Below are 23,955 nucleotides of genomic sequence, written 5' to 3' on the forward strand. Positions count from 1 at the left end.
GGCGACAAGGATTCGATGATCGCGAACGCGGTCGAGGCGGTCCGGTCGGCGGCGTCGCGGGGGGCGCAGGTCGTGTGCCTCCAGGAGCTGTTCTACGGGCCGTACTTCTGCCAGGTGCAGGACGCGGACTACTACTCCTACACCGAGGGCATCCCCGACGGGCCGACCACCGAGCTGATGTGCCAGGTGGCCGAGCAGAACGGCGTGGTGCTCGTCGTGCCGATGTACGAGGAGGAGCAGCCGGGCGTCTACTACAACACCGCCGCGGTGATCGACGCCGACGGCACGTACCTGGGCAAGCACCGCAAGAACCACATCCCGCAGGTCAAGGGGTTCTGGGAGAAGTTCTACTTCAAGCCCGGCAACCTCGGCTACCCGGTGTTCGACACGGCCGTGGGCAAGGTGGGCGTCTACATCTGCTACGAGCGGCACTTCCCCGAGGGCTGGCGGATGCTCGGCCTGAACGGCGCGCAGATCGTGTTCAACCCGTCGGCGACGAGCCGGGGCCTGTCCGAGTACCTGTGGCGGCTGGAGCAGACGTCGGCGGCCGTGGCCAACGAGTACTTCGTCGGCACCATCAACCGGGTGGGCGTCGAGCCGTTGGGGGACAACGACTTCTACGGCCAGTCGTACTTCGCCGACCCGCGCGGCCAACTGGTGGGCGACGCGGCGTCCGACACGGAGGAGGAGGTCGTCGTCCGCGACCTGGACATGGACCTGCTGGCCGAGGTGCGCGACCTGTGGGCGTTCTACCGGGACCGGCGCCCCGACACGTACGGGGGGCTGGTGCAGCCGTGAGACTGTTGATCAAGGGCGGGACGGTCGTCAACGCGACCGGCGCCGTGCGCGCCGACGTGCTGGTGGAGGGCGAGACGATCGCGGCGCTGCTCTCCCCCACGTTCACCGTGCACGCGGACGAGGTGGTCGACGCGACCGGCCGGTACGTCATCCCCGGCGGCATCGACGCGCACACGCACATGGAGATGCCGTTCGGCGGCACGTCCTCCGCGGACACCTTCGAGACCGGCACGATCGCGGCGGCGTGGGGCGGCACCACCACGATCATCGACTTCGCCGTGCAGGCCAAGGGCACCTCGCTGCTGTCCACACTGGACAAGTGGCACCGCAGGGCGGACGGGAACTGCGCCGTCGACTACGGGTTCCACATGATCGTCTCCGACGTGGACGACACGTCGTTGAAGGAGATGGAGTCCTGCGTCGACGCGGGCGTGAACACGTTCAAGATGTTCATGGCCTACCCCGGTGTCTTCTACGCCACCGACGGCGAGATCCTGCGCGCCATGCAGAAGGCCCGCGAGACCGGGTCCACGATCATGATGCACGCCGAGAACGGCATCGCGATCGACCAGCTCGTCGCGCAGGCGCTCGCGCAGGGCCGCACGGACCCCGTGGAGCACGGCCTGACCCGGCCGCCCGAGCTGGAGGGCGAGGCCACGTCGCGCGCCATCACGCTGGCCAAGGTCACCGGCGCGCCGCTCTACATCGTGCACCTGTCCGCCGCGCAGGCGCTGGACGCGGTGACGAAGGCGCGCGACACCGGGCAGAACGTGTTCGCCGAGACGTGCCCGCAGTACCTGTACCTGTCGCTGGAGGACCTGGCCAAGCCGGGCTTCGAGGGGTCCAAGTACGTCGCCTCCCCGCCGCTGCGGCCCAAGGAGCACCAGTCGGAGCTGTGGCGCGGGCTGCGCACCAACGACCTGTCGGTGGTGTCGACCGACCACTGCCCGTTCTGCTTCAAGGACCAGAAGGAGCTGGGGCGCGGCGACTTCTCCAAGATCCCCAACGGGATGCCGGGCGTGGAGCACCGGATCGACCTGCTGCACCAGGGCGTGGTGGCCGGCGAGATCAGCCTGGAGCGGTGGGTGGAGATCTGCTCCACCACGCCCGCCAGGATGTTCGGCCTGCACCCGCGCAAGGGTGTCGTGGCGCCCGGCGCGGACGCCGACCTCGTGGTGTACGACCCGGCCGCGCGGCAGGTCATCTCGGCGGAGACGCACCACATGAACGTCGACTACTCGGCGTACGAGGGCATGGAGATCACCGGGAAGGTGGAGACCGTGCTGTCGCGCGGCCGGGTCGTCGTCGACGGCTCCGGGTTCCGCGGCTCCACCGGGCACGGCCGGTTCCTGTCCCGCGAGCTGAACCAGTACCTGGTCTAGGAGGCGCTGTGGACTTCGGTGTGGTGCTCCAGACCGACCCGCCCGCGCGGGACGTCGTGGCCGGCCTGCGGGCGGCGGAGGACAACGGGTTCCGGTACGGCTGGACGTTCGATTCATGCGTGCTGTGGCAGGAGCCGTTCGTCATCTACTCGCAGGTGCTGGCGGCGACGAAGTCGCTGGTGGTCGGCCCGATGGTGACGAACCCGAGCACGCGGGACTGGTCGGTGACCGCGTCGCTGTTCGCCACGCTGAACGACATGTTCGGCAACCGCACGGTGTGCGGCATCGGGCGCGGCGACTCGGCGCGGCGGGTGATCGGGCAGGAGCCGGCGTCGCTGGCCACCCTCGGGCGGGCCATGACGGTGATCAAGGAGCTGGCCGAGGGGCGCGAGGTCGAGCACCACGGCACGCCGGTGCGCATCCCGTGGGTGCGCGACGGCAGGCTGGAGGTGTGGATGGCCGCGTACGGACCGAAGGCGCTCAGGATGGTCGGCGAGCAGGCCGACGGGTTCATCCTCCAGACGGCGGACCCGGACATCGCCCGCTGGACCATCGGGTCGGTGCGCGAGGCGGCGGTGGCGGCGGGGCGCGACCCGTCGGCGATCACGATGTGCGTGGCCGCGCCCGCGTACGTCGGCGACGACCTGCCGCACCAGCGCGAGCAGCTGCGCTGGTTCGGCGGCATGGTCGGCAACCACGTGGCCGACCTGGTCGCCCGCTACGGCGACTCGGGCGCGGTGCCGGCGGCGTTGACCGACTACATCAAGGACCGCGAGGGCTACGACTACGCCCACCACGGCCGCGCGGGCAACCGGTCGACCGACTTCGTGCCGGACCCGATCGTGGACCGGTTCTGCCTCCTCGGGCCGGCGTCGGCGCACGTGGAGCGGTTGCGGGAGCTCAAGGAGATCGGCGTGGACAACTTCGCGCTGTACCTGATGCACGACGAGAAGGACAAGACCCTGGCCGCGTACGGGGAGCAGGTGATCGGCGCGGTGTGAGCCGCGGTGCCGGTCCCCGGGCCACGTCCGGGGACCGGCACGCTTGCTCGGCGCGGCGGGTCAGCGCTCCTTCACCCCTCCGAGGAAGGCGTGCCACGCGGTGGGGCTGAAGGCCAGGCGCGGAGCGGCGTCCTTGGAGTCCCGCACGCCGACGGCCCCCGGTGCGAACGCCACTTCCACGCACTCCGTATTCCCGCCACCGCTGTAACTGCTCCTACGCCACTGCCCCTCCTCCAGCCCCACGCCGTTCCTCCCGCAGTCGGTCGTAGCGGTCCGCCCACGCGGCGAACACCGACCACGATTGTTCCTCACCCAGCGCCACCCGGTCGAGGTCGTCGCACGCCTGCCGGAACCGCTCGGTGGTCTCGGCCTCGTCCGAGAGCAGCGACACCGGACCGGCCTCGACGTACGAGACGGGCGGGTGCTCGGCGAAGGTCATGAAGGTGAAGGCGGAGGTCAGCGACGCGGGCAGTTGATCCGCGAAGGGCACCACCCGCACCCCGCCGCGGAACAGCAGTCGCAGCACCTGCTCGTACATCACCTGCGGACCGCCCACCACGTGGTGCAGCGCCGGTTCGAGGATGAAGAAACGCCCCTCGGGCGGCCGGAGCCGCTCGAAGATCCCCTGCCGGGCCATGCGCTCGGCCACGCCGTGCTCGAAGTTCTCCGGACCTATCATCGCGCGGGCGTAGTCCGCGGTCTGGAGCAGTCCGGGGATGTCGATGACCCGGTACGACCAGATGACCTCGGCGGTCTGCTCGTGCAGGAGGAGCGCGCGCAGGTTGTCGGGCATCGCGATCTCGTGCGACCGGACGACGTGGCCGGTGTTCTGCGCCTGGGCCAGGGACATGATGTGGTCGTAGGTGGGTTGGTCGGCGTGGAGCCGGCCGACGTAGCGGGCGATGTCCGGCAGGCTCGTGCCACGCGTCCCGTGTTCCAGTTTCGATATCTTCGCGACCGACCAGCCCAACTCCTCGACGAGGACCCCGACCTTGACGGCGGACCGGCGGCGGGCTCGGCGAAGGGCGTCACCCAGTTCACGGCTGAGCGCGCTGGACACGCGTGGCTCCATACCGCCACGCTAGGGCCGCCCGGTCGGGCGCTCCAAGCCGAAGCCCGTCCTGTCAGCCCAGGGGGTCACCGGTGTACCGCGGGCAACCGCCGACCCGATCGGGTGCCCGACGGAGGTCGTGACGGGTGGCGGCTCGCGGGCCGTCACCCGTCCCGGAGGCGGATGTCCAGGCGCACCCGCCACTTCGTCTTCATCCGCTCGGTGCGCGGATCGGTCAGGTACATCTCGTACCGGCAGCCGAACGCGTCCCCCTCCGGCGTGTCCGCCCGGTCCGGGACGAGGCCGGTCCCCGCGATCCACTCGACGAGCGCCCGGTTGGCCCGGCGGGCGTGGTCGACATGGGTGAGGCTCGCGTAGCGCCCGGCGGGCAGCGTGCCGGGCCCGACCCGGTCGTCGCCCCCGTGGGCGGTGGGCGTGGTGACGCCGACCTCCACGTCCATCACGCCCGCCATGTCCACGACGTGGAGGCGGAAGAACGCGGCGCCGTGCTCGACACCGCGCCCGGTCAGCCACTCGTGCAGCTCCGCCAGGAGCGCGTCGCGCACGGCCAGCATGCCGCGGAACGGCGTCCTGACGCGGATGCCGAGCGTGTGCCGGGCGTCCCTCTCCACGATCGCGGGTCCTTCGACGACAGCCACGACCCCCCTTCCCCGACCTCCGGGCACCGGGATTGTCGGACCCCGACGCTACCTTTCGCCCCATGATCCTCCCCACCGCCGCCGACGAGGCCCGTTTCTGGACGATGCTGGAGAACGCCTGGGTCGGGCTCGGTCCCGAGGCGAACGACCTGCGTCGTGCCCTGGCGAAGCGCGACACGTCCACCGAGGCGTTCGACGAGGCCGCCCAGCTCGAAGAGCACCTCGACCGGGTGCTGGTCGCCCTGCGCGAGGCCGCCGCCGACCTGTCCTCCGCCGAGCTGACCGCCCTGGACCGCGTGGTCGAGCGCAAGCTGCACGACATCGACCGGCGGGACGTGCACGAGGTCACCGACGGCTCCGACGACGGCTTCCTCTACGCCCGCGGCTTCGTCGTCGCCCTCGGGCAGGAGTTCTACGAGGCCGTGGCGCGCGACCCCCGGATCGCCGTGGAGGACGCGTCGGCCGAGTCGTTCTGCTACCTGTTCGCCCACCTGCACTCGGAGAAGTTCGGGGTCTTCCCGGAGACGGGATCGGGGATCACCCGGGAATCGTTCGCCAACCCGGCGGGGTGGCGCGACTAGCGGGTACCGTCGAACGCGTGATCGACTTCGAGAAGCAGTCCGTCTTCAAGCTCGCGCCGTGCCGGCCGGAGGACATCGCGTCGCAGGTCTCGCCCATCCTGATCCAGGGCGAGCAGATCGTGTCGTGCTTCAAGACCGTCCGCGACTTCGTGGTGTTCACGAACAAGCGGATCGTCGCGGTCAACGTCCAGGGCATGACCGGCCGCAAGAAGGACTTCACGACCCTGCCCTACAGCCGCGTCCAGGTGTTCTCCATCGAGACCGCCGGGACGTTCGACATGGACTCGGAACTGGACCTGTGGTTCTCCGGCCTGGGCAAGGTGCGGCTGGAGTTCAAGGGCCACGCCGACGTGAAGCTGCTGGGGCAGATCATCGCCACGTACGTGCTCTGACACCGGGTCACCGCACCGACCGGGTCGTGCCGTCCCAGCCACCCAGCACGTCGGGCAGCACCTCGGGGAGCTGCACCGGGTACACGGTGGCGTCGACCGAGGCCAGGTCGTCGGCCGACCACCAGCGGTGGCGGCGGATGGTGCGCTGCTCGACGTCGTCGAAGCGGGACGTGTCGACCTCGACGCCGGTGGGCACGCGGGCCACGAAGAACCACTCCACGGCCGCGTACCCCAGGCCGTCGAACGAGAACACGGCGTGCCGCTTCCACACCGGGCCGACCAGGTCGGCCGCGGCCAGCCGCAGGCCGGTCTCCTCGAACAGCTCGCGCACGGCCGCGTCCCGCAGCTCCTCGCCGGGCTCGACGCCGCCGCCGACGGTGAACCAGAACAGCTCGTCCGGCCGCACGGGGTCGAAGCCCTCGAACATCAGCACCCGGTCGGCCGGGTCGAGCAGCACGACGCGCGCCGACACCCGCTGGGTCAGCGTGGACGGCTCGTCGTCGACGCCGGGTTCGGCGATCTCGAAGTACGACGGCGTGGGCGCGGTGCCCGCGAGCCGCAGCCAGCGCACCGACCGGCGCCGGCGCAGCGCGAGGGTGTCGCGCACGGCGTCGTTGTGCACCCGCCGCGCCAGCACGACGCGCTGCTCGGCGTCGGACAGCTCGGCGGCCAGCGCGGGCTCCAACCGGCTCCGGTCCAGGTCCTCCAGCAGCGCGGACAGCCGGTTCTCGGCCGCTTCGCGCTCCGGGCGCGGCGCCCGTTCGGCCTCGTCCGCGGCGGCCCGCACCTCCGGCTGCCCGCACACCACCGCCACCGCCCTGGTCACCACGGCGCGGCGCGCGAGGGCCGCGTCGAGGGCCAGCCACGCCGAGTCGGTGCGCACGTGCAACCGGTCGAGCCGGTTGGCCGTGCCGAGGGTCCACGGCCCGACGAGCACCGCCAGCGCCAACAGGACCAGGAACGCCGTCGCGACACCCGAGCTGGTCACGCCTCCCCCACCCGCCGCGGGTCGGCCGCCGTCGCGCTCTCGTAGACGCGCAGCACCTGGTTGGCCACCACGGACCAGTCGAACGCCATCACCCGCTGCCGCGCCGCGTCCGCGTAGCGGGCACGCCGGTCGGGGTCGGTCAGCAGGTCGCGCAGCGCCGAGGCCAGCGCGGCCGGGTCGCCGACCGGGGTCAGCACCCCCGCCTTGCCGTCGTCGAGCACGCGCCGGAACGCGTCGAGGTCGCTCGCCGCGACCACCGCGCCCGCCGACATCGCCTCGGTGAGGATGATCCCGAAGCTCTCGCCGCCGGTGTTGGGCGCGCAGTAGACGTCGACGCTGCGCAGCGCGCGCGCCTTCGTCTCGTCGTCGACCATGCCGAGGAACACCATCCGCGAGGCCAGCTCCGGGCCGGCCTGCTTGCGCAGCTCGTCCTCCTCGCCGCGCCCCACCACGAGCAGCCGCACGTCCGGCAGGTCGAGCGCGCGGAACGCCTCCAGGAGCACCGGCATGCCCTTGCGCGGCTCGGTGAACCGGCCGACGAACCCGATCGTGCCGCCGGGGCGCGGGTAGCCGTCCAGCGGGGGCGCGTCGGCGAAGAACCCGACGTCCACGCCGTTGGGGATCTCCACCGCGTCACCGCCCAGGTGCTCCACCTGCACGCGCCTGGCCAGCGCGGACACCGCGATCCGGGCGGTGATCTTCTCCAGGAACGGCTGGAGCACCGCCTGGAACGCGGACAGCATCTTCGACCGGGGCGTGGAGGTGTGGAAGGTGGCCACGATCGGCCCCTCGGCGACCATCAGCGCGAGCATCGACAGCGACGGCGCGGTGGGTTCGTGCAGGTGCAGGACGTCGAACTCGTGCTCGGCGATCCACCGCCGGACCCGGCTGAACGACACGGGGCCGAACGACAGCCGCGCCACCGACCCGTTGTAGGGGATGCCGACGGAGCGCCCGGCGGGTGTCACGAACTCCGGCACGGGCGTGTCGTCGTCGGCCGGGGCCAGCACCTCGACCTCGTGGCCGAGGCCGCGCAGGGCACGTGCCAGGTCCACCACGTGCGCCTGCACCCCGCCGGGGACCTCGAACGAGTACGGGCAGACGATGCCGACCCTCACTCCGGGGCCTCCCTGCGCGCGAGCGCCCTGGCCAGCGCCCGCTGCCTGCTCTCGGGCAGGTCGGCGAGCCACAGCGGCTGCATCATGTGCCAGTCCGCGGGGTGCGCGGCGATGTCGGCGGCGAACACGTCCGCCAGCGACTGGGTCGCCGACGCCACGTCGGCGACGCCCTGGACCCGGACGGGCGGGTGGATGCGGAACGTCCAGCCGCTGCCGGTGAACCAGACGCCCACCGGCAGCAGCGCGGCGCCCGTCGTGGCGGCGAGGTGCGCGGGGCCGGCGGGCATCATCGTGCGCTCGCCGAAGAACGTCACCGGCACGCCGCCCGCGGTCAGGTCGCGGTCGGCGAGCAGGCACACCACCCGGTTGGCGCGCAGCCGCTCGGCCAGCACGACCGCCGGGTTGTGCTCGCCGCCGGTCAGCGGTACCACCTCGAAGCCCAGCGTCTCGCGGAAGGCGATGAACCGCCGGTACAGCGACTCGGGCTTGAGCCGCTCGGCGACCGTGGTGAACGTGCCGGAGTGCCCGACGAGCCACACCCCCGCCATGTCCCAGTTGCCGCTGTGCGGGAGCGCGGCCACCGCGCCCCGCCCCTCGGCGAGCGCCGCGTCCAGGTTCTCCACGCCGGTGATCGACCGGTCCAGCTCGGCGAAGACGGCCTCCAGGTCCATCGACGGCAGCCGGAACGCCTCGCGCCAGTACCGCAGGTAGGAGCGCATGGAGGAGCGCACCAGCTCGTCCATCTCGGCTTCGCCGGCCTGCGGCACGACGCGCTTCAGGTTGGCCCGCAACTGCGCCGGGCCCCCCTTGCGGGCGGTCCAGTCGGCGATGCGGTCGAACAGCGCGACCGCCGGTCTCTCCGGCAGCAGCCGCACCAGCCGCCACCCGGCCGCGTAGCCGAGGTCGGCCAGCCGTTCCTTCACGTTGGGATGTCCTCCTCGTCCCGGTCGTCCCTCGCGGCGCGGCTCACGGCCAGCACCCGCTGCACGACGGTGATGGTGACCAGCGCGGCCAGCAGGTACAGCGCGATCGGCAGGACGTGGGGCACCCCGAGGCCGTGCAGGCCGACGCCGAGCAGGGAGATGATGAACCGCTCGGCGCGTTCCGCGAGGCCGCCGTCCGCGGACAGCCCGGACGCCTCGGCGCGCGCCTTCACGTAGGACGTGACCTGCGCGCCGACCAGCGACACCAGGGTCGCCGCGGCGAGGCCCCGCTCCCCCGCGTCGAATGCCCACCACGCGACGGCCGCGAACAGCGCGCCGTCGGCGATGCGGTCGCAGCTCGCGTCGAGCACGGCCCCGAACCTCGTGCCGCCTCCCCGGGCGCGCGCCATCGCCCCGTCGAGGAGGTCGAACAGCACGAACGCGGCGACGACCGCCGCGCCCGCGAACAGCTCCCCGCGCGGGATGAACCACAGGGACGCGGCGACGGAGCCGACGGTGCCCAGCACGGTGACGGCGTTCGGGGTGAGGCCGCGGCGCAGCAGCCACGCCCCGATCGGATCGGTGACGCGCGAGACCGACGCGCGGGCGAAGATGTTCAGCATGGGGTGGTGCGGCACCTACCGACGGGGACGACGTGGTCCCCGGCAGCGTAACGACCCAGCTCAGCCGAGCTTGCGGTGGTCCCTGGAGATGTTCTCCAGCAGGTCCTCCAGCGCCTCCCCGCGCACCGCGAGCCGCTCCAGCCGGCCGAACAGGGCCAGGTACTCGCGCACGTCGTGCGGGTCGGTGATGGTGGCGTTGCCGGTCAGCACGCTCAGCGTCACCACGCGCTCGTCGTAGACCTGGAAGCCGTGCAGCGCGACCATGTTCGCGTCCACGGTCCACGGCACCACGCCGAGCTGCACGTTGGACCTGCGCATGGTCTGCACCAGGTGGTCGATCTGCTCGCACATCAGGTCCGCCGAGCCCATCCGCCAGCGCAGCGCGCTCTCCGCGAGGAGGAACACGAACCGCTTGCCCAGGTCGTCCATGCGCGCCCGGCGGTTGCGCAGGGTGGCGATGGCGGTGTCCTGCTCGTGCGACGGCGTGGTGTTCAGCACCACCCGCAGGTAGTTCTCGCTCTGCAGCAGCGCGGGCACACCCGCGTTCTGGAAGAAGCGGCTGGTGGTGGCCCTGGCCTCGATGCGGGCGACGGTCTGCTGGTGGCGGTGCGCGCCCCGGTGCAGCACCACGCGGCGGGTCTCGGCCTCGGCGTGCAGCTGCCGGGCCAGCTCCACCAGCTCCAGCCTGGTCTCCCTGGTCGCCGACAACTCGGCCACCAGTCTCTCCACGTCGGTCACGGACGGGAGGAGCATGCCGTTCTCGATCTTCGACAGCTTCGACTGGCTCATCCCGGTTGCGCGCGCCGTGGCCGTGCCGGTCATCTTGGCCTCGGTGCGCAGCCGCCGTAACTCGCGCGAGAGCCGTTCTCGGGCCAGCCGCGAACGCTCTGGTGCGGTCATGGAACGCACCGTATCGATGCGCACCCCTCTTGACGATCGGCCAGCAAGGTGTCCGGGGCCCCTTCACACGTCACGCAGCAGTGATCTGCGGCACGCAGTCGGCGTGCAGGGGCCGATGCACGTGCAGCGGGCCGTGCACCTGCGTTTGCACAGGTCGCGGGGTGCGGATCGATGCAGTGGGGCGCTCGGCGCGACACTGCGGCACCCCGGAGCGCGTTCACCCTGTCAGGTCGGGTCCCCCCACGCGTCGGACAGCAACCGGCGGGTCTCCCCCAGCAGCTGCGGCAGCACCTTCGTCTGGCCGATCACGGGCATGAAGTTCGCGTCGCCGCCCCACCGGGGCACGACGTGCTGGTGCAGGTGGGCCGCGATGCCCGCGCCCGCCACCACACCCTGGTTCATCCCGATGTTGAAGCCGTGCGGGCTCGCCACCCGCCGCATCACGCGCATGGCGCGCTGCGTGAACGCGGCGAACTCGGCCGTCTCCGCGACCGTCAGGTCGGTGTAGTCGGGCACGTGCCGGTAGGGCAGCACCATCAGGTGACCCGGGTTGTACGGGTAGAGGTTGAGCACCGCGAAGACCAGTTCGCCGCGGGCCAGGATCAGGCCGTCGGCGTCGTCGAGGTCGGTGACCCGGCAGAACGGGCACCCCTCGGGTTCGTCGCCGACGGCCTTGCCCTCGCCGCGCACGTACGACAGGCGGTGCGGGGTCCACAGGCGCTGCAGCGCGTCGTGGACCCCGACCCCGTCCTGCTCCTCGAAGTCCGTCGTCACTGGACGAGGTCCGCCGTGGGCGAGGCGTTCTCGCGGCGGGCGACCCAGTCGACGACCTTCTCGACCGCCTGGTCGACCGGCACGCCGTTGACCTGCGTCCCGTCGCGGAACCGGAACGACACCGCGCCCTGCTCCACGTCCTTGCCACCCGCGAGCAGCATGAACGGCACCTTCTGCGTGGTGTGGGTGCGGATCTTCTTCTGCATGCGGTCGTCCGAGGTGTCCACCTCGACGCGGACGCCCTTCGCCTTGAGCCGCTTCGCCACCTCGAACAGGTGGTCGGCGTGCTCGTCGGCGATCGGGATGCCCACGACCTGCACCGGCGCCAGCCACGCCGGGAACGCGCCCGCGTAGTGCTCGGTCAGCACGCCGAAGAACCGCTCGATCGAGCCGAACAGGGCGCGGTGGATCATGATCGGCCGCTGCCGCGAGCCGTCCGCCGCGGTGTACTCCAGCTCGAACCGCTTGGGCTGGTTGAAGTCCAGCTGGATGGTGGACATCTGCCACGACCGGCCGATGGCGTCCTTGGCCTGCACCGAGATCTTCGGCCCGTAGTACGCGGCGCCGCCCGGGTCGGGCACCAGTTCCAGGCCGGAGTCGAGCGCCGCCCGGCGCAGCGTCTCGGTCGCCTCTTCCCACTCCTCCGGGTCGCCGATGAACTTGGGCGAGTCGTCCCGGGTGGACAGCTCCAGGTAGAAGTCGCTCAGGCCGTAGTCGGCGAGCAGGTCGAGCACGAACTTGAGCAGCGACCGGAGCTCGCCCGGCATCTGCTCCTTGGTGCAGTAGATGTGGGAGTCGTCCATGGTCAGGCCGCGGACCCGGGTGAGGCCGTGCACGACGCCGGACTTCTCGTACCGGTAGACCGTGCCGAACTCGAACAGCCGCAGCGGCAGCTCCCGGTAGGACCGCCCGCGCGACCTGAAGACCAGGTTGTGCATCGGGCAGTTCATGGCCTTGAGGTAGTAGTCCTCGCCCTCGAACTCGATGGGCGGGAACATCGTGTCCGCGTAGTACGGCAGGTGGCCGGAGGTGTGGAACAGCCCGCTCTTGCTGATGTGCGGGGTGTTGACGAACTCGTACTCCGCCTCCTCGTGCCGGCGGCGCGCGTAGTCCTCCAGCTCGCGGCGGATGATGCCGCCCCTGGGGTGGAACACCGGCAGGCCGGAGCCCAGCTCGTCCGGGAAGCTGAACAGGTCCAGCTCCGCGCCCAGCTTGCGGTGGTCGCGCCGCTCGGCCTCGGCGATGCGCTCCAGGTGGGCGTCGAGGGCCTCCTGCGACTCCCACGCCGTGCCGTAGATGCGCTGGAGCTGCGGGTTCTTCTCGTTGCCGCGCCAGTAGGCGGCGGCGACCCTGGTCAGCTTGAACGCCGGGATGTGCTTGGTCGTCGGCACGTGCGGGCCGCGGCACAGGTCGCCCCAGACGCGGTCGCCGGAGCGCGGGTCGAGGTTGTCGTAGACGGTCAGCTCGCCGCCGCCCACCTCCATGACCTCGGCGGTGTCCACGTCGCTCTTGAGGTCGACCAGTTCGAGCTTGAACGGCTCGTCGGCCAGTTCGGCCTTGGCGGCGTCGACCGACTCGACGACGCGGCGGTCGAACCGCTGCGCGCCCTTGACGATCGCCTTCATGCGCTTCTCCAGCGCCTGGAGGTCCTCGGGGGTGAACGGCTTGTCCACCTGGAAGTCGTAGTAGAAGCCGTCCCGGATCGGCGGGCCGATGCCGAGCTTGGCCTCCGGGAACTGCTGCTGCACGGCCTGCGCCAGCACGTGGGCGGCGGAGTGCCGGATCACGCCGCGGCCGTCCTCGGTGTCGGCGGCGACCGCCTCCACCTCGACCTCCACCCGAGGCGCCCACGACAGGTCGCGCAGGTTGCCCTCGGGGTCGCGGACGACCACGACGGCGTCGGGGCCCTTGCCCGGCAGACCGGCCTCGCGGACCGCGGTGCCCGCCGTGGTCCCCGCCGGCACCACCACGCGAGGTGGGTCGAAAGCGGCCGCGGGACGTGGCTCGGACACGGTGACTCCTAGGGGTGGCACGACGATGCTGACCCACCGATGTTATCGGTGCTCACCTAACGGGTTGCGCGCGGCGGTGGGCGTCAGCAGGTGGTGGCGAGGTAGTCGACCAGGGCCCAGCCGGTGCGACCGCCCGGCAGCGCCACCCGCACCCACGGCCCGTCCCGCTCGCCGTCGAGGTGGACCGGCTCGCCGCGTCGCAGGGTGACCACCACGTCGCGGCTGCGGGGCGCGTCCCGCACCATGACGGTTTCCGCGCAGACGACGCGGTCCTCGGCCCCGCCGTCCCGGTGGGCGAGCGTCCACAGCACCGCCGCGACCGCCGCGACGACCACCGCCACCACCAGCGCGGCGACCCGGGTGGCGCGGCGGGAGGGCCGCCGCGGTGGCCGCCCGGACGCCGCGGCGCGCACCGCCGCGGCGAACGCGCCCGCGTCCGCGTACCGGCGGTCGGGGTCCTTGTCCATCGCGGTCGCGACGACGTGGTCCAGGCCGGGGTGCGCGCCGGTCCGCGGGGGCGGGGCCATCGCGACGGCGAAGGCCAGCTCGGGCAGCGACCGGTGCTCGAAGGGGCGCCTGCCGGTGAGCGCGGCGTGCAGGACGCACCCCAGCGCGTACACGTCGCACCGCCGGTCGCCGGGCTCACCGCGCCACTGCTCGGGCGCCATGTAGGCGTAGGTGCCGGGAGCGGCCTCGGCGCCGGCGCCGGTGGCCGTGCCCGCCCACTCCGACCCCCCGGTGAGGTCCGCGGCCCCGGCGGTCGCGGTGCGGGCGACGCCGAAGTCGGTGACCACAGGCCGGTCGCCGCGCAGCAGGATGTTCGAGGGCTTGAGGTCGCGGTGCACCACGCCCGCCGCGTGCACGGCGGCCACCGCGTCGGCGATGTCGGCGACGAGCCCGGCGGCGCGTGCCGGGGGCAGCGGACCGTCCTCGTCCAGCAGCCGCTGGAGGTCGGGTCCCGGCACCAGGTCCATGACGAGCCACGCGGCCGTGCCGCCGCCGACCTCGTGCACCCGCACCACGCCGGGGTGGTCCACGTCCGCGGCGCGGCGCGCTTCGCGGTGCACCCGGCGCAGGTCGTCGCCGTCCCGGCCGCGCAGCACCTTCACCGCGACCTCGACGCCGTCGGCGATCCGGGTCGCGCGGAAGACCTCGCCGGTCGCCCCCGCGCCGATCCGCTCCGCGAGCCGGTAGCCGGGCACGTCCACGATCCGCACACTAACCGGCACCCGAGGCCACCTCCACGTTCTCGTCGGAAAGCCGAACCACGTCCCGAACCCCGTCCAGCGCGCGCAGGACGCCCTCGCGGAGGTCGTCCACGTCACCGCCCAGCGGGGCCAGCAGCTCCCGCACGGCCCGGCCCAGCGCGTCCTCCTCGGCCGCGGCGACGAGCGGCAGCAGCTCGCGCACCTCGGCGGCCGCCTTGGACAACAACTGCGGCCGGGCCGGCTCCTCCAGCACGAGAGCGGCGAGCCGCAGCACCCGGCGGCACGCCCGCAGCGCGGTGGCCGGCTCCAGCGGGCGGGTCCCGCCGTCCGCGGACCGGCGGCCCACGCGGTCGATCCACGGCTCGACGGTCTCCCCGCGCCAGATGGGCCCCGAGGACAGCTCGGCGTCCGGCTCGGGCATCGCGTGACTGCGCCGGCGACGCCAGACCGTCACCAGCTGCCTGCTCAGGCCGAGCGCGTCGGCGATCTCCGCGATGCCGTAGAAAGCGCGCCTGACCTGCACGGGATGTCGCTGTTCCACCACCGCACCAGTGTAGCCGCAGAGGACACGGCTTGCTATCTGCGATAACGGCATCTACCGTCTGACATGTCATCCAAGATGACAACACAGGAGGTTTGAGATGACACGGCGACAGAGGTTGGTCCTGAGCACGGCGGTGGTGGGAGCCGCGCTGGCGATGACCGCGCCGGCGGCGAGCGCGGACCCGGTGACCCCGGACCACGCGATCATCGTGTGCCAGGACGCCACCTTCTACGACAACGTGCCGTCCTCGGGCGGTCAGCCGGTGCGGGTGCTCGGCTACGGCGACAAGGTCGGCCACACCCGCGGCGCGCACCCCGTCTACAGCGGCTGGGCCGCCACCTTCGACTTCGGCCCCAACGACTGGGGTTACGTCCGCTACGAGTGCCTGGGCGGCTGGGGCTCGTGGTGACCGGGCACGCTCACCGACCGAAGGAGAACGCCATGTCCCCGTTCCGCTCCGCCCGCGCCGCGATCGGCGTCGGCGCGCTCGCCGCGGCGCTGTTCACCGGCGTCGCCGCGCCCGCCCAGGCCGACGACGTGGCGGCACAGGCCCGCGAGACCGTGTGCGCGGCCGACCTGTACGTGCGCACCGACCCGAACGGCGCGTTCCTCGGCACGCTGTACCGCGGGGAGAGCTTCGACGTCCAGCGCACCTCCGGCAACTGGGCGTACGGCTTCGCCTACGGCGCGGTCAACCGGCACGGCTGGGTCCAGCTCGGCTGGTTCTGCTGACGCACCCGCCCTTCGGGGCACCCCGGCGCGCGGGATCGGTCCGGCCGACCCGCGCGCCGGCGCGGCGGGGTTCGGCGGATGGACGGCGGCGGAGCAGTCCGCCGTCACGCGGCAGCCGGCCCTGCCGCTACGCCAGGAACCCGCGCAGCAGCAGGGCCGTCCCGTCCAGGTGCTCGGCCATCGCCCGGCGGGCCGCCTCGGCGTCACCGGCCAGGATCCGGGTCACGATCACCTCGTGCTGCTCGTTGGAGTGCGCGAGGTTGGGCGGCAGCAGCGGGATGCGGTCCAGCAGCTCGTTGACGCGCATCCGGACGTCCGCGACCGCCGCCGTGAGCGACGCCGACCCGGTCGCCTCCGCGATGGCCAGGTGCAGCCGCGAGTCCTTGCGCCGGTACTCGTCCACCTCGGCGTCCCCGCACTCGGCCAGCCGCGCCAGCAGGTCGCGCCGGTCCACGGCGCCCAGCGCGCGCCCCGCCGCGCACTCCGCCGCACCGGTCTCCAGCACCGACCGCAGCGTCACGACGTCCAGCAGCTCACCCGCGGGCACGTGCCCCCCGGCCGGCGAGACCGGCACGGACGCGGTGACGAACGTGCCGCCGTACCGCCCGCGCCGCGACTCGACGAACCCCTCGTCCTGCAACGACCGGATCGCCTCGCGCAACGTCACCCGGCTCACGCCGAGCCGCCGCGCCAACTCCCGCTCGGCGGGCAGGCGCTCCCCCGGCCCCACCGCGCCGAGCCGGATCGCCCGCATGAGCCGTTCCACGGTCTCCTCGAACGCGTTGCCCACCCGCACGGGGCGGAACAACGCGTCCGCCAGCGGGGTCACAGCGGGGTCACGTAGGCACCGGCGATACCGCCGTCCACGAGGAAGTTCGACGCGGTGATGAACGACGAGTCGTCACTGGCCAGGAACGCCACCGCGGCGGCGATCTCCTCGGGTTCGGCGAACCGCCCGAGCGGCACGTGCACCAGCCGCCGCGCGGCCCGCTCCGGGTCCTTGGCGAACAGCTCGCGCAGCAGCGGGGTGTTCACCGGTCCCGGCGAGAGGGCGTTGACGCGCACCCCCTGCCGGGCGAACTGCACGCCCAGCTCCCGGCTCATCGCGAGCACGCCGCCCTTGGAGGCGGTGTAGGAGATCTGCGACGTCGCCGCGCCCATCGTGGCCACGAACGACGCGGTGTTGATCACCGACCCCCGGCCCCGCTCGAGCATGTGCGGGATGGCGTGCTTGCAGCACAGGTACACCGAGGTCAGGTTGACCTTCTGCACCCGGTCCCACGCCTCGATGCCGGTGGTGAGGATGGAGTCGTCGTCGGGCGGCGAGATGCCCGCGTTGTTGAACGCGATGTCGAGCGACCCGTAGGTGTCCACGGCGGTCCGGAACAGACCGCGCACCTGCTCCTCATCGGTCACGTCGACCTGCGCGAACAAGCCGGACACCTCGTCCGCGGCGGCCTTGCCCGCGTCGCCGTCGACGTCGGCGACGACCACCCGCGCGCCCTCCGACGCGAGCCGCCGGACCGAGGCCAGCCCGATCCCGCTGCCGCCGCCGGTGACGACCGCGACCCGGCCCTCAAGTCGCTGAACCATGTGCTCTCCAGGGTTTCCGAAGCTCAGTGCGCGATGAAGACGTTCTTGGTCTCGGTGAACGAGTCGAGGGCGTCCGGCCCCAGCTCACGGCCCAGCCCGGACTGCTTGAACCCGCCGAACGGGGTCCAGTACCGCACGGACGAGTGGGAGTTCACCGAGAGGTTGCCGGCCTCGACGGCGCGCGAGACGCGCAGCGCGCGGCCCACGTCGCGGGTCCAGATCGAGCCGGACAGGCCGAAGTCGCTGTCGTTGGCCAGCCGCACGGCGTCCTCCTCGTCGGTGAACGGCAGCACGGCCACCACGGGGCCGAACACCTCCTCGCGGGCCACCGGGTCGGTGGGCGCGACCGGCGCGAGGACGGTGGGGGGGAACCAGAAGCCCGGTCCGGACGGCGCCGTGCCCCGGAACGCCACGGGCGCGTCGGACGGCACGTAGGAGGCGACCTTGTCGCGGTGCGCGGCGGAGATCAGGGGCCCCATCTCGGTGGCCTCGTCACGGGGGTCGCCGACCACGACGCCCTTGACGGCGGGTTCGAGCAGCTCCATGAACCGGTCGTGGACCGACGCCTGCACGAGGATGCGGGACCGGGCGCAGCAGTCCTGGCCCGCGTTGTCGAACACCCCGTGCGGCGCGGTCGCGGCGGCCCGTTCCAGGTCGGCGTCGTCGAACACGATGTTCGCGGACTTGCCGCCCAGCTCCAGCGTCACCCGCTTGACCTGCGCGGCGCACCCGGCCATGACCTGCTTGCCGACCCGGGTGGAGCCGGTGAACACGACCTTGCGCACGGCCGGGTGCGTGACGAACCGCTGCCCCACCACCGCTCCCGAGCCCGGCAGCACCTGGAACACGTCCTCGGGGATGCCCGCGTCGCGGGCCAGCTCGGCCAGCCGCAGCGCGGTGAGCGGGGTCAGCTCGGCCGGCTTGAGCACGACGGTGTTGCCGGCGGCGAGGGCGGGCGCGAAGCCCCACCCGGCGATGGGCATGGGGAAGTTCCACGGCACGATCACGCCGACGACGCCCAGCGGCTCGTGGAAGGTCACGTCCAGGCCGCCGGGCACCGGGATCTGCTTGCCGAACAGGCGTTCCGGCGCGGCCGAGTAGTAGTGCAGGACGTCGCGGACGTTGCCCGCCTCCCACCGCGCGTTGCCGATGGTGTGCCCGGAGTTGAGCACCTCCAGCGCGGCCAGCTCCTCGACCGCGCCGTCGACCGCCTCGGCGAAGCGGCGCAGCAGCCGGGCCCGGTCGCCCGGCGCGACGGCGCGCCACGCGGGCAGCGCCCTCGCCGCCCGGTCGATCGCCGCGTCGGTCTCCTCCGGTGACGTCGGCGGCACCTGGCGGACCAGTTCCCCGGTGGCCGGGTTGATCACGTCGAACGCGGTCATCTCACTCCTCCGTCACGGGCGTGCGCGGGCCGGCGGGCCGCCACCAGGGCGGCGAACAGCCGGTCGTCCTCGCGGTCGGCCTCCGGGTGCGACTGCACGCCGAGCGCGAACCGGGCGCCGGGCAGCTCGACGGCCTCCGGGGTGCCGTCGGGCGCGGTCGCGGTGACGAGCAGCCCGTCGCCGAGGACGTCCAGCGCCTGGTGGTGGTGGCAGTGCACGGTCGTGGCCCGGCCGACGACGGAGGAGAGCACCGAGCCGGCCGCGACGGTGATGCCGGTGTGCTCGAACACGCCGGGCGCGGCGCAGTGGCCGTCGACGTGCTGCACCAGCGTGCCGCCGAGCGCGACGTTGAGCACCTGCATGCCCCGGCACACGGCCAGCAGCGGCAGGTCCAGCTCGAGCGCGGCACGGGCCAGGTCCAGTTCGGCGGCGTCGCGCTCGGGGCGCGGCGGTCCGGTGCGCGGGTCGCGCGGTCGGCCGTACCGCGCCGGGTCGACGTCCGCGCCGCCGGCGAGCACCAGGCCGTCGAGGAAGCCGATGGAGTCGGCGTCCCAGTGCCCGACGGGCGGCAGCAGCACGGGGTTGCCGCCCGCGCGCACCACCGAGTCGAGGTAGTCGCGGTGCAGGACGGCCGCCTCCGCGTCCCAGATGCCGAACGCCGCGCGTTCGAGGTACGTGCTGACGCCGATCAGCGGCCTAGAGCCGTTCGAAGCCACGGATGCGCTCCCAGTCGGTCACGGCGGAGTCGAACGCGGCCAGCTCCACCCTGGCCGCGTTGAGGTAGTGGTCCACCACGTCCTGCCCGAACGCCTCGCGCGCGATCTCGCTGCGGCGCAGCAGGGACGCGGCGTCGCGCAGCGTGGACGGCACCGTGGGGCGGTCGGAGGCGTAGGCGTTGCCGGTGAACTCCGCCTCCAGCGGCAGTTCGTTGTCCACGCCGTGCAGGCCGGCCGCGATCAGCGCGGCCACCGCGAGGTACGGGTTGACGTCGGCGCCCGGCACCCGGTTCTCGAACCGCAGCCCGTGGCCGTGCCCGACCACGCGCAGCGAGCACGTCCGGTTGTCCCTGCCCCACGCCACGGCGGTCGGCGCGAAGCTGCCGCGCGCGAACCGCTTGTAGGAGTTGATGTTCGGGGCCAGGAAGCAGGTCAGCTCGCGCAGGCCGGCGAGCTGGCCCGCCATGAAGTGCTCCATGAGCCGCGACATGCCGCGCCCCTCGGCGAACACCGGCCGGCCGTCGGCGTCGCGCAGGCTGAGGTGGATGTGGCACGAGCTGCCCTCGCGCTCGTTGTACTTGGCCATGAACGTGAGCGACTTGCCGTGCTGCGCCGCGATCTCCTTGGCGCCGGTCTTGTAGATGCCGTGGTTGTCACAGGTCGCCAGGGCCTCGGCGTAGCGGAACGCGATCTCGTGCTGGCCGGGGTTGCACTCGCCCTTGGCGGACTCCACGACCATGCCCGCGCCCGCCATGTGGTTGCGGATGGCGCGCAGCAGCGGCTCGATGCGCCCGGTGCCCAGCAGCGAGTAGTCCACGTTGTACTGGTTGGCCGGGACCAGGTCGCGGTAGCCGCTGTTCCAGGCGTCCTCGTAGGTGGTGTCGAAGACGATGAACTCCAGCTCGGTGCCCACGAACGCGGTCCAGCCGCGCTCGGCGAGCCGGTCGAGCTGCTTCCGGAGGATCTGCCGGGGCGAGACCGCGACGGGGTCGCCGTCCTCCGTCACGATGTCGCACATGACCAGGGCGGTGCCCTCGTGCCACGGCACGCGGCGCAGCGTGGACAGGTCGGGGCGCATGACGAGGTCGCCGTAGCCGCTGTCCCAGGAGGACGAGGCGTAGCCCTCGACGGTGTTCATCTCGACGTCCACGGCGAGCAGGTAGTCGCAGCCCTCGGCGGTGCGCTCCATCACCTCGTCGACGAAGTAGCGCGCCGCGCAGCGCTTGCCCTGGAGGCGGCCCTGCATGTCGACGACGGCGACCAGCACCGTGTCGACCTCTCCGCTGTCCACGAGCACGCGCAACTCCTCGACGGAGAGCATCGGCAGTACCTCCAAAGGTATGGCAGCGAACCATTGGACGCGCCAATCTTGACACCATCGAGTGGCCCACGCCACCCTCGATTCCCCTTCAAAGGAACGCGACTGACCCATTAGGGAGCGTCGATGGCCAAGCACGTCGAATACGAGAAGGTGGGCAGCGACTACCTGGAGCAACGCCAGTTGAAGCGGGGCGCGGCGGGCTGGGTGCTGCTCGCGGGCCTGGGTGTCTCCTACGTCATCTCCGGCGACTTCGCCGGCTGGAACTTCGGTCTCGCCCAGGGCGGTTGGGGCGGGCTGCTCATCGCGACGGCCCTGATGGGCCTCATGTACACGTGCATGGTGTTCGGCCTGGCGGAGATGGCGTCGGCGCTGCCCGTGGCGGGCGGCGGGTACGGCTTCGCGCGCCGCGCCCTCGGACCGCTCGGCGGGTTCGCCACCGGCGTCGCCATCCTCATCGAGTACGCCATGGCGCCGGCGGCCATCGCGGTGTTCATCGGCGGGTACGTGGAGACGCTCGGGCTGTTCGGGCTCACCAACTCGTGGCCGGTGTACCTGGTGTGCTTCCTGGTGTTCATCGGCGTGCACCTGTACGGCGTGGGCGAGGCGCTGCGGCTGATGTTCGCGATCACCGCCGTCGCGGTGGTGGCGCTCGTGGTGTTCGTGGTCGGCATGGTGCCGAAGTTCGACCCGGCGAAGCTGTTCGACCTGGCCGAGGGCGACTCGTTCCTGCCGTTCGGCGTCACCGGCGTGCTGGCCGCGCTGGTGTTCGGCATCTGGTTCTTCCTCGGCGTGGAGGGCGTGCCGGTGGCCGCGGAGGAGGCGCGCGACCCGCGGCGGGACATGCCGCGCGGCATCATCGCGGCGATGGTCGTGCTGCTGGTGTTCGCCGCGGCCATCCTGGTGTTCGCGGCGGGCGGGGCCGGGTCGGAGGCGCTGAAGGCGTCGGACAACCCGCTGCCGGCGGCGGTGCGCGCGGCCTACGGCGGGGACAACGCGCTCGCCCAGGTCGTGAACTACGTGGGCCTGGCCGGCCTGGTGGCGAGCTTCTTCTCGCTGATCTTCGCCTACTCGCGGCAGCTGTTCGCGCTGTCGCGGGCCGGGTACCTGCCGCGCTGGCTGTCGCGCACCGGCCGGCGCAAGACGCCGTACCTGGCGCTGGTCGTGCCGGGTGCGATCGGGTTCGCGCTGGCGGCGATCACGCGGAACGGCGCGGTGCTCATCAACATCGCGGTGTTCGGCGCGGCGCTGTCCTACGTGCTGATGACGTTGTCGCACATCGTGCTGCGGGTGCGCGAGCCGGACCTGGAGCGGCCCTACCGGACGCCGGGCGGCGCGGTCACCACCGGCGTGGCGCTGGTGCTGGCGGTGGCGGCGGTCGTGGCCACGTTCTTCGTCGACGAGGTGGCCGCCGGGATCACCGCGGGCATCGTCGTGGTGGCGCTGGCCTACTTCTGGTTCTACAGCCGCCACCACCTGGTCGCGTCCGCGCCGGAGGAGGAGTTCGCGGCCATCGCGCAGGCCGAGGGGGAGTTGAAGGACTGACCGGGCCGTCGGGTGGCGGTTCCCCTCGTACCGCCACCCGACTCCACTCGAAGGTGGACTTTCGCTCACCCACCGCGATGGGAACCCCGTGTCCAACGGGTGCCACCGGGTGAGGAGGTAGGGCCATGACCGCCAGGACGTTCGCCACCGGGATCGCCGTCGCGGCACTGCTCGTGACCACGGGCACGGCGACCGCGGCGCCGAGTTCCGAGGAGCGGGTGCTGTCGCTGACCAACGGGGAGCGGGCCGCGGCCGGCTGTCCGGCGCTGACCGCCGACGCGCGGCTCGACTCGGCCGCCAAGCGGCACAACGACGAGATGGCGCGCACCGGGAACTTCAGCCACACGGGTGTCGACGGCAGCACGCCGGCGCAGCGCGTGGCCGAGGCAGGCTACACCTACCGCGTCACGGCGGAGAACATCGCGATGGGCCAGGGCACGGCCGAGGAGGTCGTGAGCTCGTGGATGGCCAGCGAGGGCCACCGCGCCAACATCCTGAACTGCGACCTGCGCGACCTGGGCGTCGCGTTCGCCACCGACGCCGGCGGGCGCACGTACTGGACGCAGGAGTTCGGCCTGCACCAGTGACCCGGTGCGCGGTCACCGAGGTCAGCAGTAGACCTCCGCGAACAGCCCGATGACGGCTTCGGCGGGCACCCCGGCGGGCAGCGGGTTGTAGGACAGGGTCGCCCGCCTGCCGTCGTCCGAGCGGACGGCGTAGGTGAGGTAGCCGACCAGCTCGCCGCCGTGCCCCCAGACGGAGCGGCCGCACGGCAGGTCGTACCGCTGCAAGCCCAGGCCGTAGGCGAAGATCGTGCCGGTGGCCGTGGTCTCCCGCATGGCCGCGAGGGAGGCCGCGCTGGTGAGCCGGCCGCCGAGCAGGGCGTCGAGGAACCGGTTGGGGTCGTCGGCGGTGGAGATCATCTCCCCGGCCGCCCAGTCCAGCGACGGGTTCATCAGGGTCGCGTCGACCGGCCGCCCGTCGACCTCGGTCCAGCCGCGGGCGTGCGGGTGCGGCAGTCCGGGCCGGTGGCCGGGCACGCTCGTGCGCGTGAGGCCGAGCGGCCGGAGGACGCGGCCGCGGACCTCCGCGCCGTAGGGCCGACCGGTCACCCGCTCGACGAGCACCCCGGCGACGACGTAGTTGGTGTTCGAGTAGCGCCAGCCCGTGCCGGGCTCGAAGTTCGACGGGTGGCGGAACGCCTCGTCCAGCAGCTCCTGCGGCCGGTAGCCCCGGAACCGGTCGGCACCGCGCCACCGGTTGGTCGACCAGCCCTCGCCGTGCGCGTAGTCGTAGAGCCCGCTGGTGTGGTTGAGCACCTGGCGCACGGTGATCAGGTCGCCCTTCGGCACGCCGGCGACGTACCGGCCCACGGGGTCGTCCAGCCGCACCCTGCCCTCGTCCACGAGCTGCAGGACGACCGTGGCGGCGAAGGTCTCGGTGACGCTGCCGATGCGGAGGTACCCGTCGGTCCGCGCCTCGCCGGCGGCGTCCGCGCGCGGGCCGGCGGTGTCCTCGACGGCGAGCAGGGCACTCGCCGCCCACCCCTGCTCGACCCACTCGTCCAGAGCGGGGAAGGTGCTGGTCAGCGCCGGCACGGCACCGACGGCCGCGGTTCTGATCATCATGTCGGCGACGCCGGGGAAGGCCGCGACGGCCGACCATGGTGAGCGCCGCATGATCGGCTGCGGAAAACCCCGCCCCCGCGTCCCGGC

Annotated in this window: 27 protein-coding genes; 9 read left to right on the forward strand and 18 right to left on the reverse strand. The window is 72.5% G+C overall.

Annotated elements, in window-relative coordinates; all coding sequences use genetic code 11:
- Positions 1 to 15 precede the first annotated feature (15 nt).
- Genes CKY47_RS15520 through CKY47_RS15530 form a run of 3 tightly spaced genes read left to right on the forward strand, consistent with a single transcriptional unit; the run spans position 16 to position 3,181 of the window.
- Positions 16 to 798 (forward strand): nitrilase-related carbon-nitrogen hydrolase, encoded by a 783-nt coding sequence (locus tag CKY47_RS15520; protein ID WP_306746814.1) that lies wholly within the window; start codon positions 16 to 18, stop codon positions 796 to 798.
- A complete protein-coding gene (gene hydA, locus CKY47_RS15525; protein ID WP_306746511.1) occupies positions 795 to 2,180 on the forward strand; it encodes a dihydropyrimidinase in 1,386 nt (461 codons plus the stop codon). Before CKY47_RS15520 ends, hydA begins: the two co-directional genes overlap by 4 nt.
- A gap of 8 nt (positions 2,181 to 2,188) precedes the next feature.
- Positions 2,189 to 3,181, forward strand: coding sequence for a TIGR03842 family LLM class F420-dependent oxidoreductase (locus CKY47_RS15530; protein WP_306746512.1), 993 nt, complete (start codon positions 2,189 to 2,191; stop codon positions 3,179 to 3,181).
- Positions 3,182 to 3,241: 60 nt separating this feature from the next.
- Here the strand turns inward: CKY47_RS15530 and CKY47_RS15535 are convergent, their stop codons facing one another.
- The 3 genes from CKY47_RS15535 to CKY47_RS15545 form a co-directional block, all read right to left on the reverse strand.
- Positions 3,242 to 3,355: a DUF397 domain-containing protein gene (locus tag CKY47_RS15535; RefSeq protein ID WP_306746513.1), complete on the reverse strand. Its 114-nt coding sequence runs from the start codon at positions 3,353 to 3,355 to the stop codon at positions 3,242 to 3,244.
- Positions 3,356 to 3,395: 40 nt separating this feature from the next.
- Positions 3,396 to 4,253 carry a DUF5753 domain-containing protein gene (locus CKY47_RS15540; protein WP_306746514.1) on the reverse strand — a complete coding sequence of 286 codons (858 nt, stop codon included), beginning with the start codon at positions 4,251 to 4,253 and terminating at the stop codon, positions 3,396 to 3,398.
- A gap of 143 nt (positions 4,254 to 4,396) precedes the next feature.
- On the reverse strand, positions 4,397 to 4,864 hold the full coding sequence (locus CKY47_RS15545) for a GyrI-like domain-containing protein (protein ID WP_306746515.1): 468 nt from the start codon (positions 4,862 to 4,864) through the stop codon (positions 4,397 to 4,399).
- An 89-nt stretch (positions 4,865 to 4,953) separates the two neighbouring features.
- Between CKY47_RS15545 and CKY47_RS15550 the strand changes: the two genes are divergently transcribed.
- The gene (locus CKY47_RS15550; protein ID WP_306746516.1) at positions 4,954 to 5,472 is read left to right on the forward strand and encodes a DUF4240 domain-containing protein; all 519 of its coding nucleotides are present in this window, start codon (positions 4,954 to 4,956) and stop codon (positions 5,470 to 5,472) included.
- A gap of 17 nt (positions 5,473 to 5,489) precedes the next feature.
- The gene (locus CKY47_RS15555) at positions 5,490 to 5,864 is read left to right on the forward strand and encodes a PH domain-containing protein (protein ID WP_306746517.1); all 375 of its coding nucleotides are present in this window, start codon (positions 5,490 to 5,492) and stop codon (positions 5,862 to 5,864) included.
- A gap of 7 nt (positions 5,865 to 5,871) precedes the next feature.
- Here CKY47_RS15555 and CKY47_RS15560 read toward each other — a convergent pair whose 3' ends face one another.
- The 9 genes from CKY47_RS15560 to CKY47_RS15600 form a co-directional block, all read right to left on the reverse strand.
- On the reverse strand, positions 5,872 to 6,852 hold the full coding sequence (locus tag CKY47_RS15560; protein ID WP_306746518.1) for an NUDIX hydrolase: 981 nt from the start codon (positions 6,850 to 6,852) through the stop codon (positions 5,872 to 5,874).
- Complete coding sequence (locus CKY47_RS15565) at positions 6,849 to 7,970, reverse strand: glycosyltransferase family 4 protein (protein ID WP_306746519.1); 1,122 nt, start codon at positions 7,968 to 7,970, stop codon at positions 6,849 to 6,851. The genes CKY47_RS15560 and CKY47_RS15565 overlap by 4 nt, the downstream gene beginning before the upstream one ends.
- Positions 7,967 to 8,893, reverse strand: coding sequence for a phosphatidylinositol mannoside acyltransferase (locus tag CKY47_RS15570; RefSeq protein ID WP_306746520.1), 927 nt, complete (start codon positions 8,891 to 8,893; stop codon positions 7,967 to 7,969). Before CKY47_RS15570 ends, CKY47_RS15565 begins: the two co-directional genes overlap by 4 nt.
- A complete protein-coding gene (gene pgsA, locus CKY47_RS15575) occupies positions 8,890 to 9,516 on the reverse strand; it encodes a phosphatidylinositol phosphate synthase (RefSeq protein WP_306746521.1) in 627 nt (208 codons plus the stop codon). The genes CKY47_RS15570 and pgsA overlap by 4 nt, the downstream gene beginning before the upstream one ends.
- 60 nt (positions 9,517 to 9,576) lie before the next feature.
- Positions 9,577 to 10,416 carry a helix-turn-helix domain-containing protein gene (locus tag CKY47_RS15580; RefSeq protein ID WP_306746522.1) on the reverse strand — a complete coding sequence of 280 codons (840 nt, stop codon included), beginning with the start codon at positions 10,414 to 10,416 and terminating at the stop codon, positions 9,577 to 9,579.
- A gap of 225 nt (positions 10,417 to 10,641) precedes the next feature.
- On the reverse strand, positions 10,642 to 11,190 hold the full coding sequence (locus CKY47_RS15585; RefSeq protein ID WP_306746523.1) for an HIT family protein: 549 nt from the start codon (positions 11,188 to 11,190) through the stop codon (positions 10,642 to 10,644).
- Entirely contained in the window at positions 11,187 to 13,202 is a 2,016-nt protein-coding gene (thrS, locus tag CKY47_RS15590) for a threonine--tRNA ligase (protein ID WP_306746524.1), read from the reverse strand. The genes CKY47_RS15585 and thrS overlap by 4 nt, the downstream gene beginning before the upstream one ends.
- A gap of 83 nt (positions 13,203 to 13,285) precedes the next feature.
- Complete coding sequence (locus CKY47_RS15595) at positions 13,286 to 14,431, reverse strand: serine/threonine protein kinase (RefSeq protein WP_306746525.1); 1,146 nt, start codon at positions 14,429 to 14,431, stop codon at positions 13,286 to 13,288.
- The gene (locus CKY47_RS15600) at positions 14,421 to 14,954 is read right to left on the reverse strand and encodes a hypothetical protein (protein WP_306746526.1); all 534 of its coding nucleotides are present in this window, start codon (positions 14,952 to 14,954) and stop codon (positions 14,421 to 14,423) included. The genes CKY47_RS15595 and CKY47_RS15600 overlap by 11 nt, the downstream gene beginning before the upstream one ends.
- 97 nt (positions 14,955 to 15,051) lie before the next feature.
- Between CKY47_RS15600 and CKY47_RS15605 the strand changes: the two genes are divergently transcribed.
- Together CKY47_RS15605 and CKY47_RS15610 are read left to right on the forward strand one after the other, a co-directional pair.
- Positions 15,052 to 15,363 (forward strand): hypothetical protein, encoded by a 312-nt coding sequence (locus CKY47_RS15605; RefSeq protein WP_306746527.1) that lies wholly within the window; start codon positions 15,052 to 15,054, stop codon positions 15,361 to 15,363.
- Positions 15,364 to 15,395: 32 nt separating this feature from the next.
- Positions 15,396 to 15,686, forward strand: coding sequence for a hypothetical protein (locus CKY47_RS15610; RefSeq protein WP_306746528.1), 291 nt, complete (start codon positions 15,396 to 15,398; stop codon positions 15,684 to 15,686).
- Between the two features lie 127 nt (positions 15,687 to 15,813).
- Here CKY47_RS15610 and CKY47_RS15615 read toward each other — a convergent pair whose 3' ends face one another.
- From CKY47_RS15615 to CKY47_RS15635, 5 genes are read right to left on the reverse strand one after another with little or no spacing between them, the layout of a single operon-like run.
- Positions 15,814 to 16,515, reverse strand: a complete 702-nt coding sequence (locus CKY47_RS15615; protein ID WP_306746529.1) for a FadR/GntR family transcriptional regulator — start codon at positions 16,513 to 16,515, stop codon at positions 15,814 to 15,816.
- Positions 16,512 to 17,279 (reverse strand): 3-oxoacyl-ACP reductase, encoded by a 768-nt coding sequence (locus CKY47_RS15620; RefSeq protein ID WP_306746530.1) that lies wholly within the window; start codon positions 17,277 to 17,279, stop codon positions 16,512 to 16,514. The genes CKY47_RS15615 and CKY47_RS15620 overlap by 4 nt, the downstream gene beginning before the upstream one ends.
- Positions 17,280 to 17,302: 23 nt before the next feature.
- Positions 17,303 to 18,661: an aldehyde dehydrogenase family protein gene (locus CKY47_RS15625; protein ID WP_306746531.1), complete on the reverse strand. Its 1,359-nt coding sequence runs from the start codon at positions 18,659 to 18,661 to the stop codon at positions 17,303 to 17,305.
- A complete protein-coding gene (locus tag CKY47_RS15630) occupies positions 18,658 to 19,377 on the reverse strand; it encodes a gamma-glutamyl-gamma-aminobutyrate hydrolase family protein (protein ID WP_306746532.1) in 720 nt (239 codons plus the stop codon). The genes CKY47_RS15625 and CKY47_RS15630 overlap by 4 nt, the downstream gene beginning before the upstream one ends.
- Positions 19,358 to 20,698: a glutamine synthetase family protein gene (locus CKY47_RS15635; RefSeq protein WP_306746533.1), complete on the reverse strand. Its 1,341-nt coding sequence runs from the start codon at positions 20,696 to 20,698 to the stop codon at positions 19,358 to 19,360. The genes CKY47_RS15630 and CKY47_RS15635 overlap by 20 nt, the downstream gene beginning before the upstream one ends.
- A gap of 123 nt (positions 20,699 to 20,821) precedes the next feature.
- Between CKY47_RS15635 and eat the strand changes: the two genes are divergently transcribed.
- Complete coding sequence (gene eat, locus CKY47_RS15640; RefSeq protein ID WP_306746534.1) at positions 20,822 to 22,240, forward strand: ethanolamine permease; 1,419 nt, start codon at positions 20,822 to 20,824, stop codon at positions 22,238 to 22,240.
- 125 nt (positions 22,241 to 22,365) lie between these two features.
- A complete protein-coding gene (locus CKY47_RS15645) occupies positions 22,366 to 22,827 on the forward strand; it encodes a CAP domain-containing protein (protein ID WP_306746535.1) in 462 nt (153 codons plus the stop codon).
- 21 nt (positions 22,828 to 22,848) lie between these two features.
- On the opposite strand, the gene CKY47_RS15650 is transcribed toward CKY47_RS15645, so the two are convergent.
- Complete coding sequence (locus CKY47_RS15650) at positions 22,849 to 23,868, reverse strand: serine hydrolase domain-containing protein (RefSeq protein WP_306746536.1); 1,020 nt, start codon at positions 23,866 to 23,868, stop codon at positions 22,849 to 22,851.
- Between the last annotated feature and the right edge of the window lie 87 nt (positions 23,869 to 23,955).

The organism is Saccharothrix longispora (assembly GCF_030852425.1).
In the GTDB taxonomy this organism is placed as follows: Bacteria; Actinomycetota; Actinomycetes; order Mycobacteriales; family Pseudonocardiaceae; genus Actinosynnema; species Actinosynnema longispora.

Coding starts and splice junctions, on each gene's coding strand:
- CKY47_RS15520 (WP_306746814.1), top strand. CDS start 16: ATGATCGCGAACGCGGTCGAGGCGGTCCGGTCGGCGGCGTCGCGGGGG.
- eat (WP_306746534.1), top strand. CDS start 20,822: ATGGCCAAGCACGTCGAATACGAGAAGGTGGGCAGCGACTACCTGGAG.
- pgsA (WP_306746521.1), bottom strand. CDS start 9,516: ATGCTGAACATCTTCGCCCGCGCGTCGGTCTCGCGCGTCACCGATCCG.
- CKY47_RS15540 (WP_306746514.1), bottom strand. CDS start 4,253: ATGGAGCCACGCGTGTCCAGCGCGCTCAGCCGTGAACTGGGTGACGCC.
- CKY47_RS15605 (WP_306746527.1), top strand. CDS start 15,052: ATGACACGGCGACAGAGGTTGGTCCTGAGCACGGCGGTGGTGGGAGCC.
- CKY47_RS15550 (WP_306746516.1), top strand. CDS start 4,954: ATGATCCTCCCCACCGCCGCCGACGAGGCCCGTTTCTGGACGATGCTG.
- CKY47_RS15635 (WP_306746533.1), bottom strand. CDS start 20,698: ATGCTCTCCGTCGAGGAGTTGCGCGTGCTCGTGGACAGCGGAGAGGTC.
- CKY47_RS15620 (WP_306746530.1), bottom strand. CDS start 17,279: ATGGTTCAGCGACTTGAGGGCCGGGTCGCGGTCGTCACCGGCGGCGGC.
- CKY47_RS15625 (WP_306746531.1), bottom strand. CDS start 18,661: ATGACCGCGTTCGACGTGATCAACCCGGCCACCGGGGAACTGGTCCGC.
- CKY47_RS15650 (WP_306746536.1), bottom strand. CDS start 23,868: ATGATGATCAGAACCGCGGCCGTCGGTGCCGTGCCGGCGCTGACCAGC.
- CKY47_RS15580 (WP_306746522.1), bottom strand. CDS start 10,416: ATGACCGCACCAGAGCGTTCGCGGCTGGCCCGAGAACGGCTCTCGCGC.
- CKY47_RS15610 (WP_306746528.1), top strand. CDS start 15,396: ATGTCCCCGTTCCGCTCCGCCCGCGCCGCGATCGGCGTCGGCGCGCTC.
- CKY47_RS15645 (WP_306746535.1), top strand. CDS start 22,366: ATGACCGCCAGGACGTTCGCCACCGGGATCGCCGTCGCGGCACTGCTC.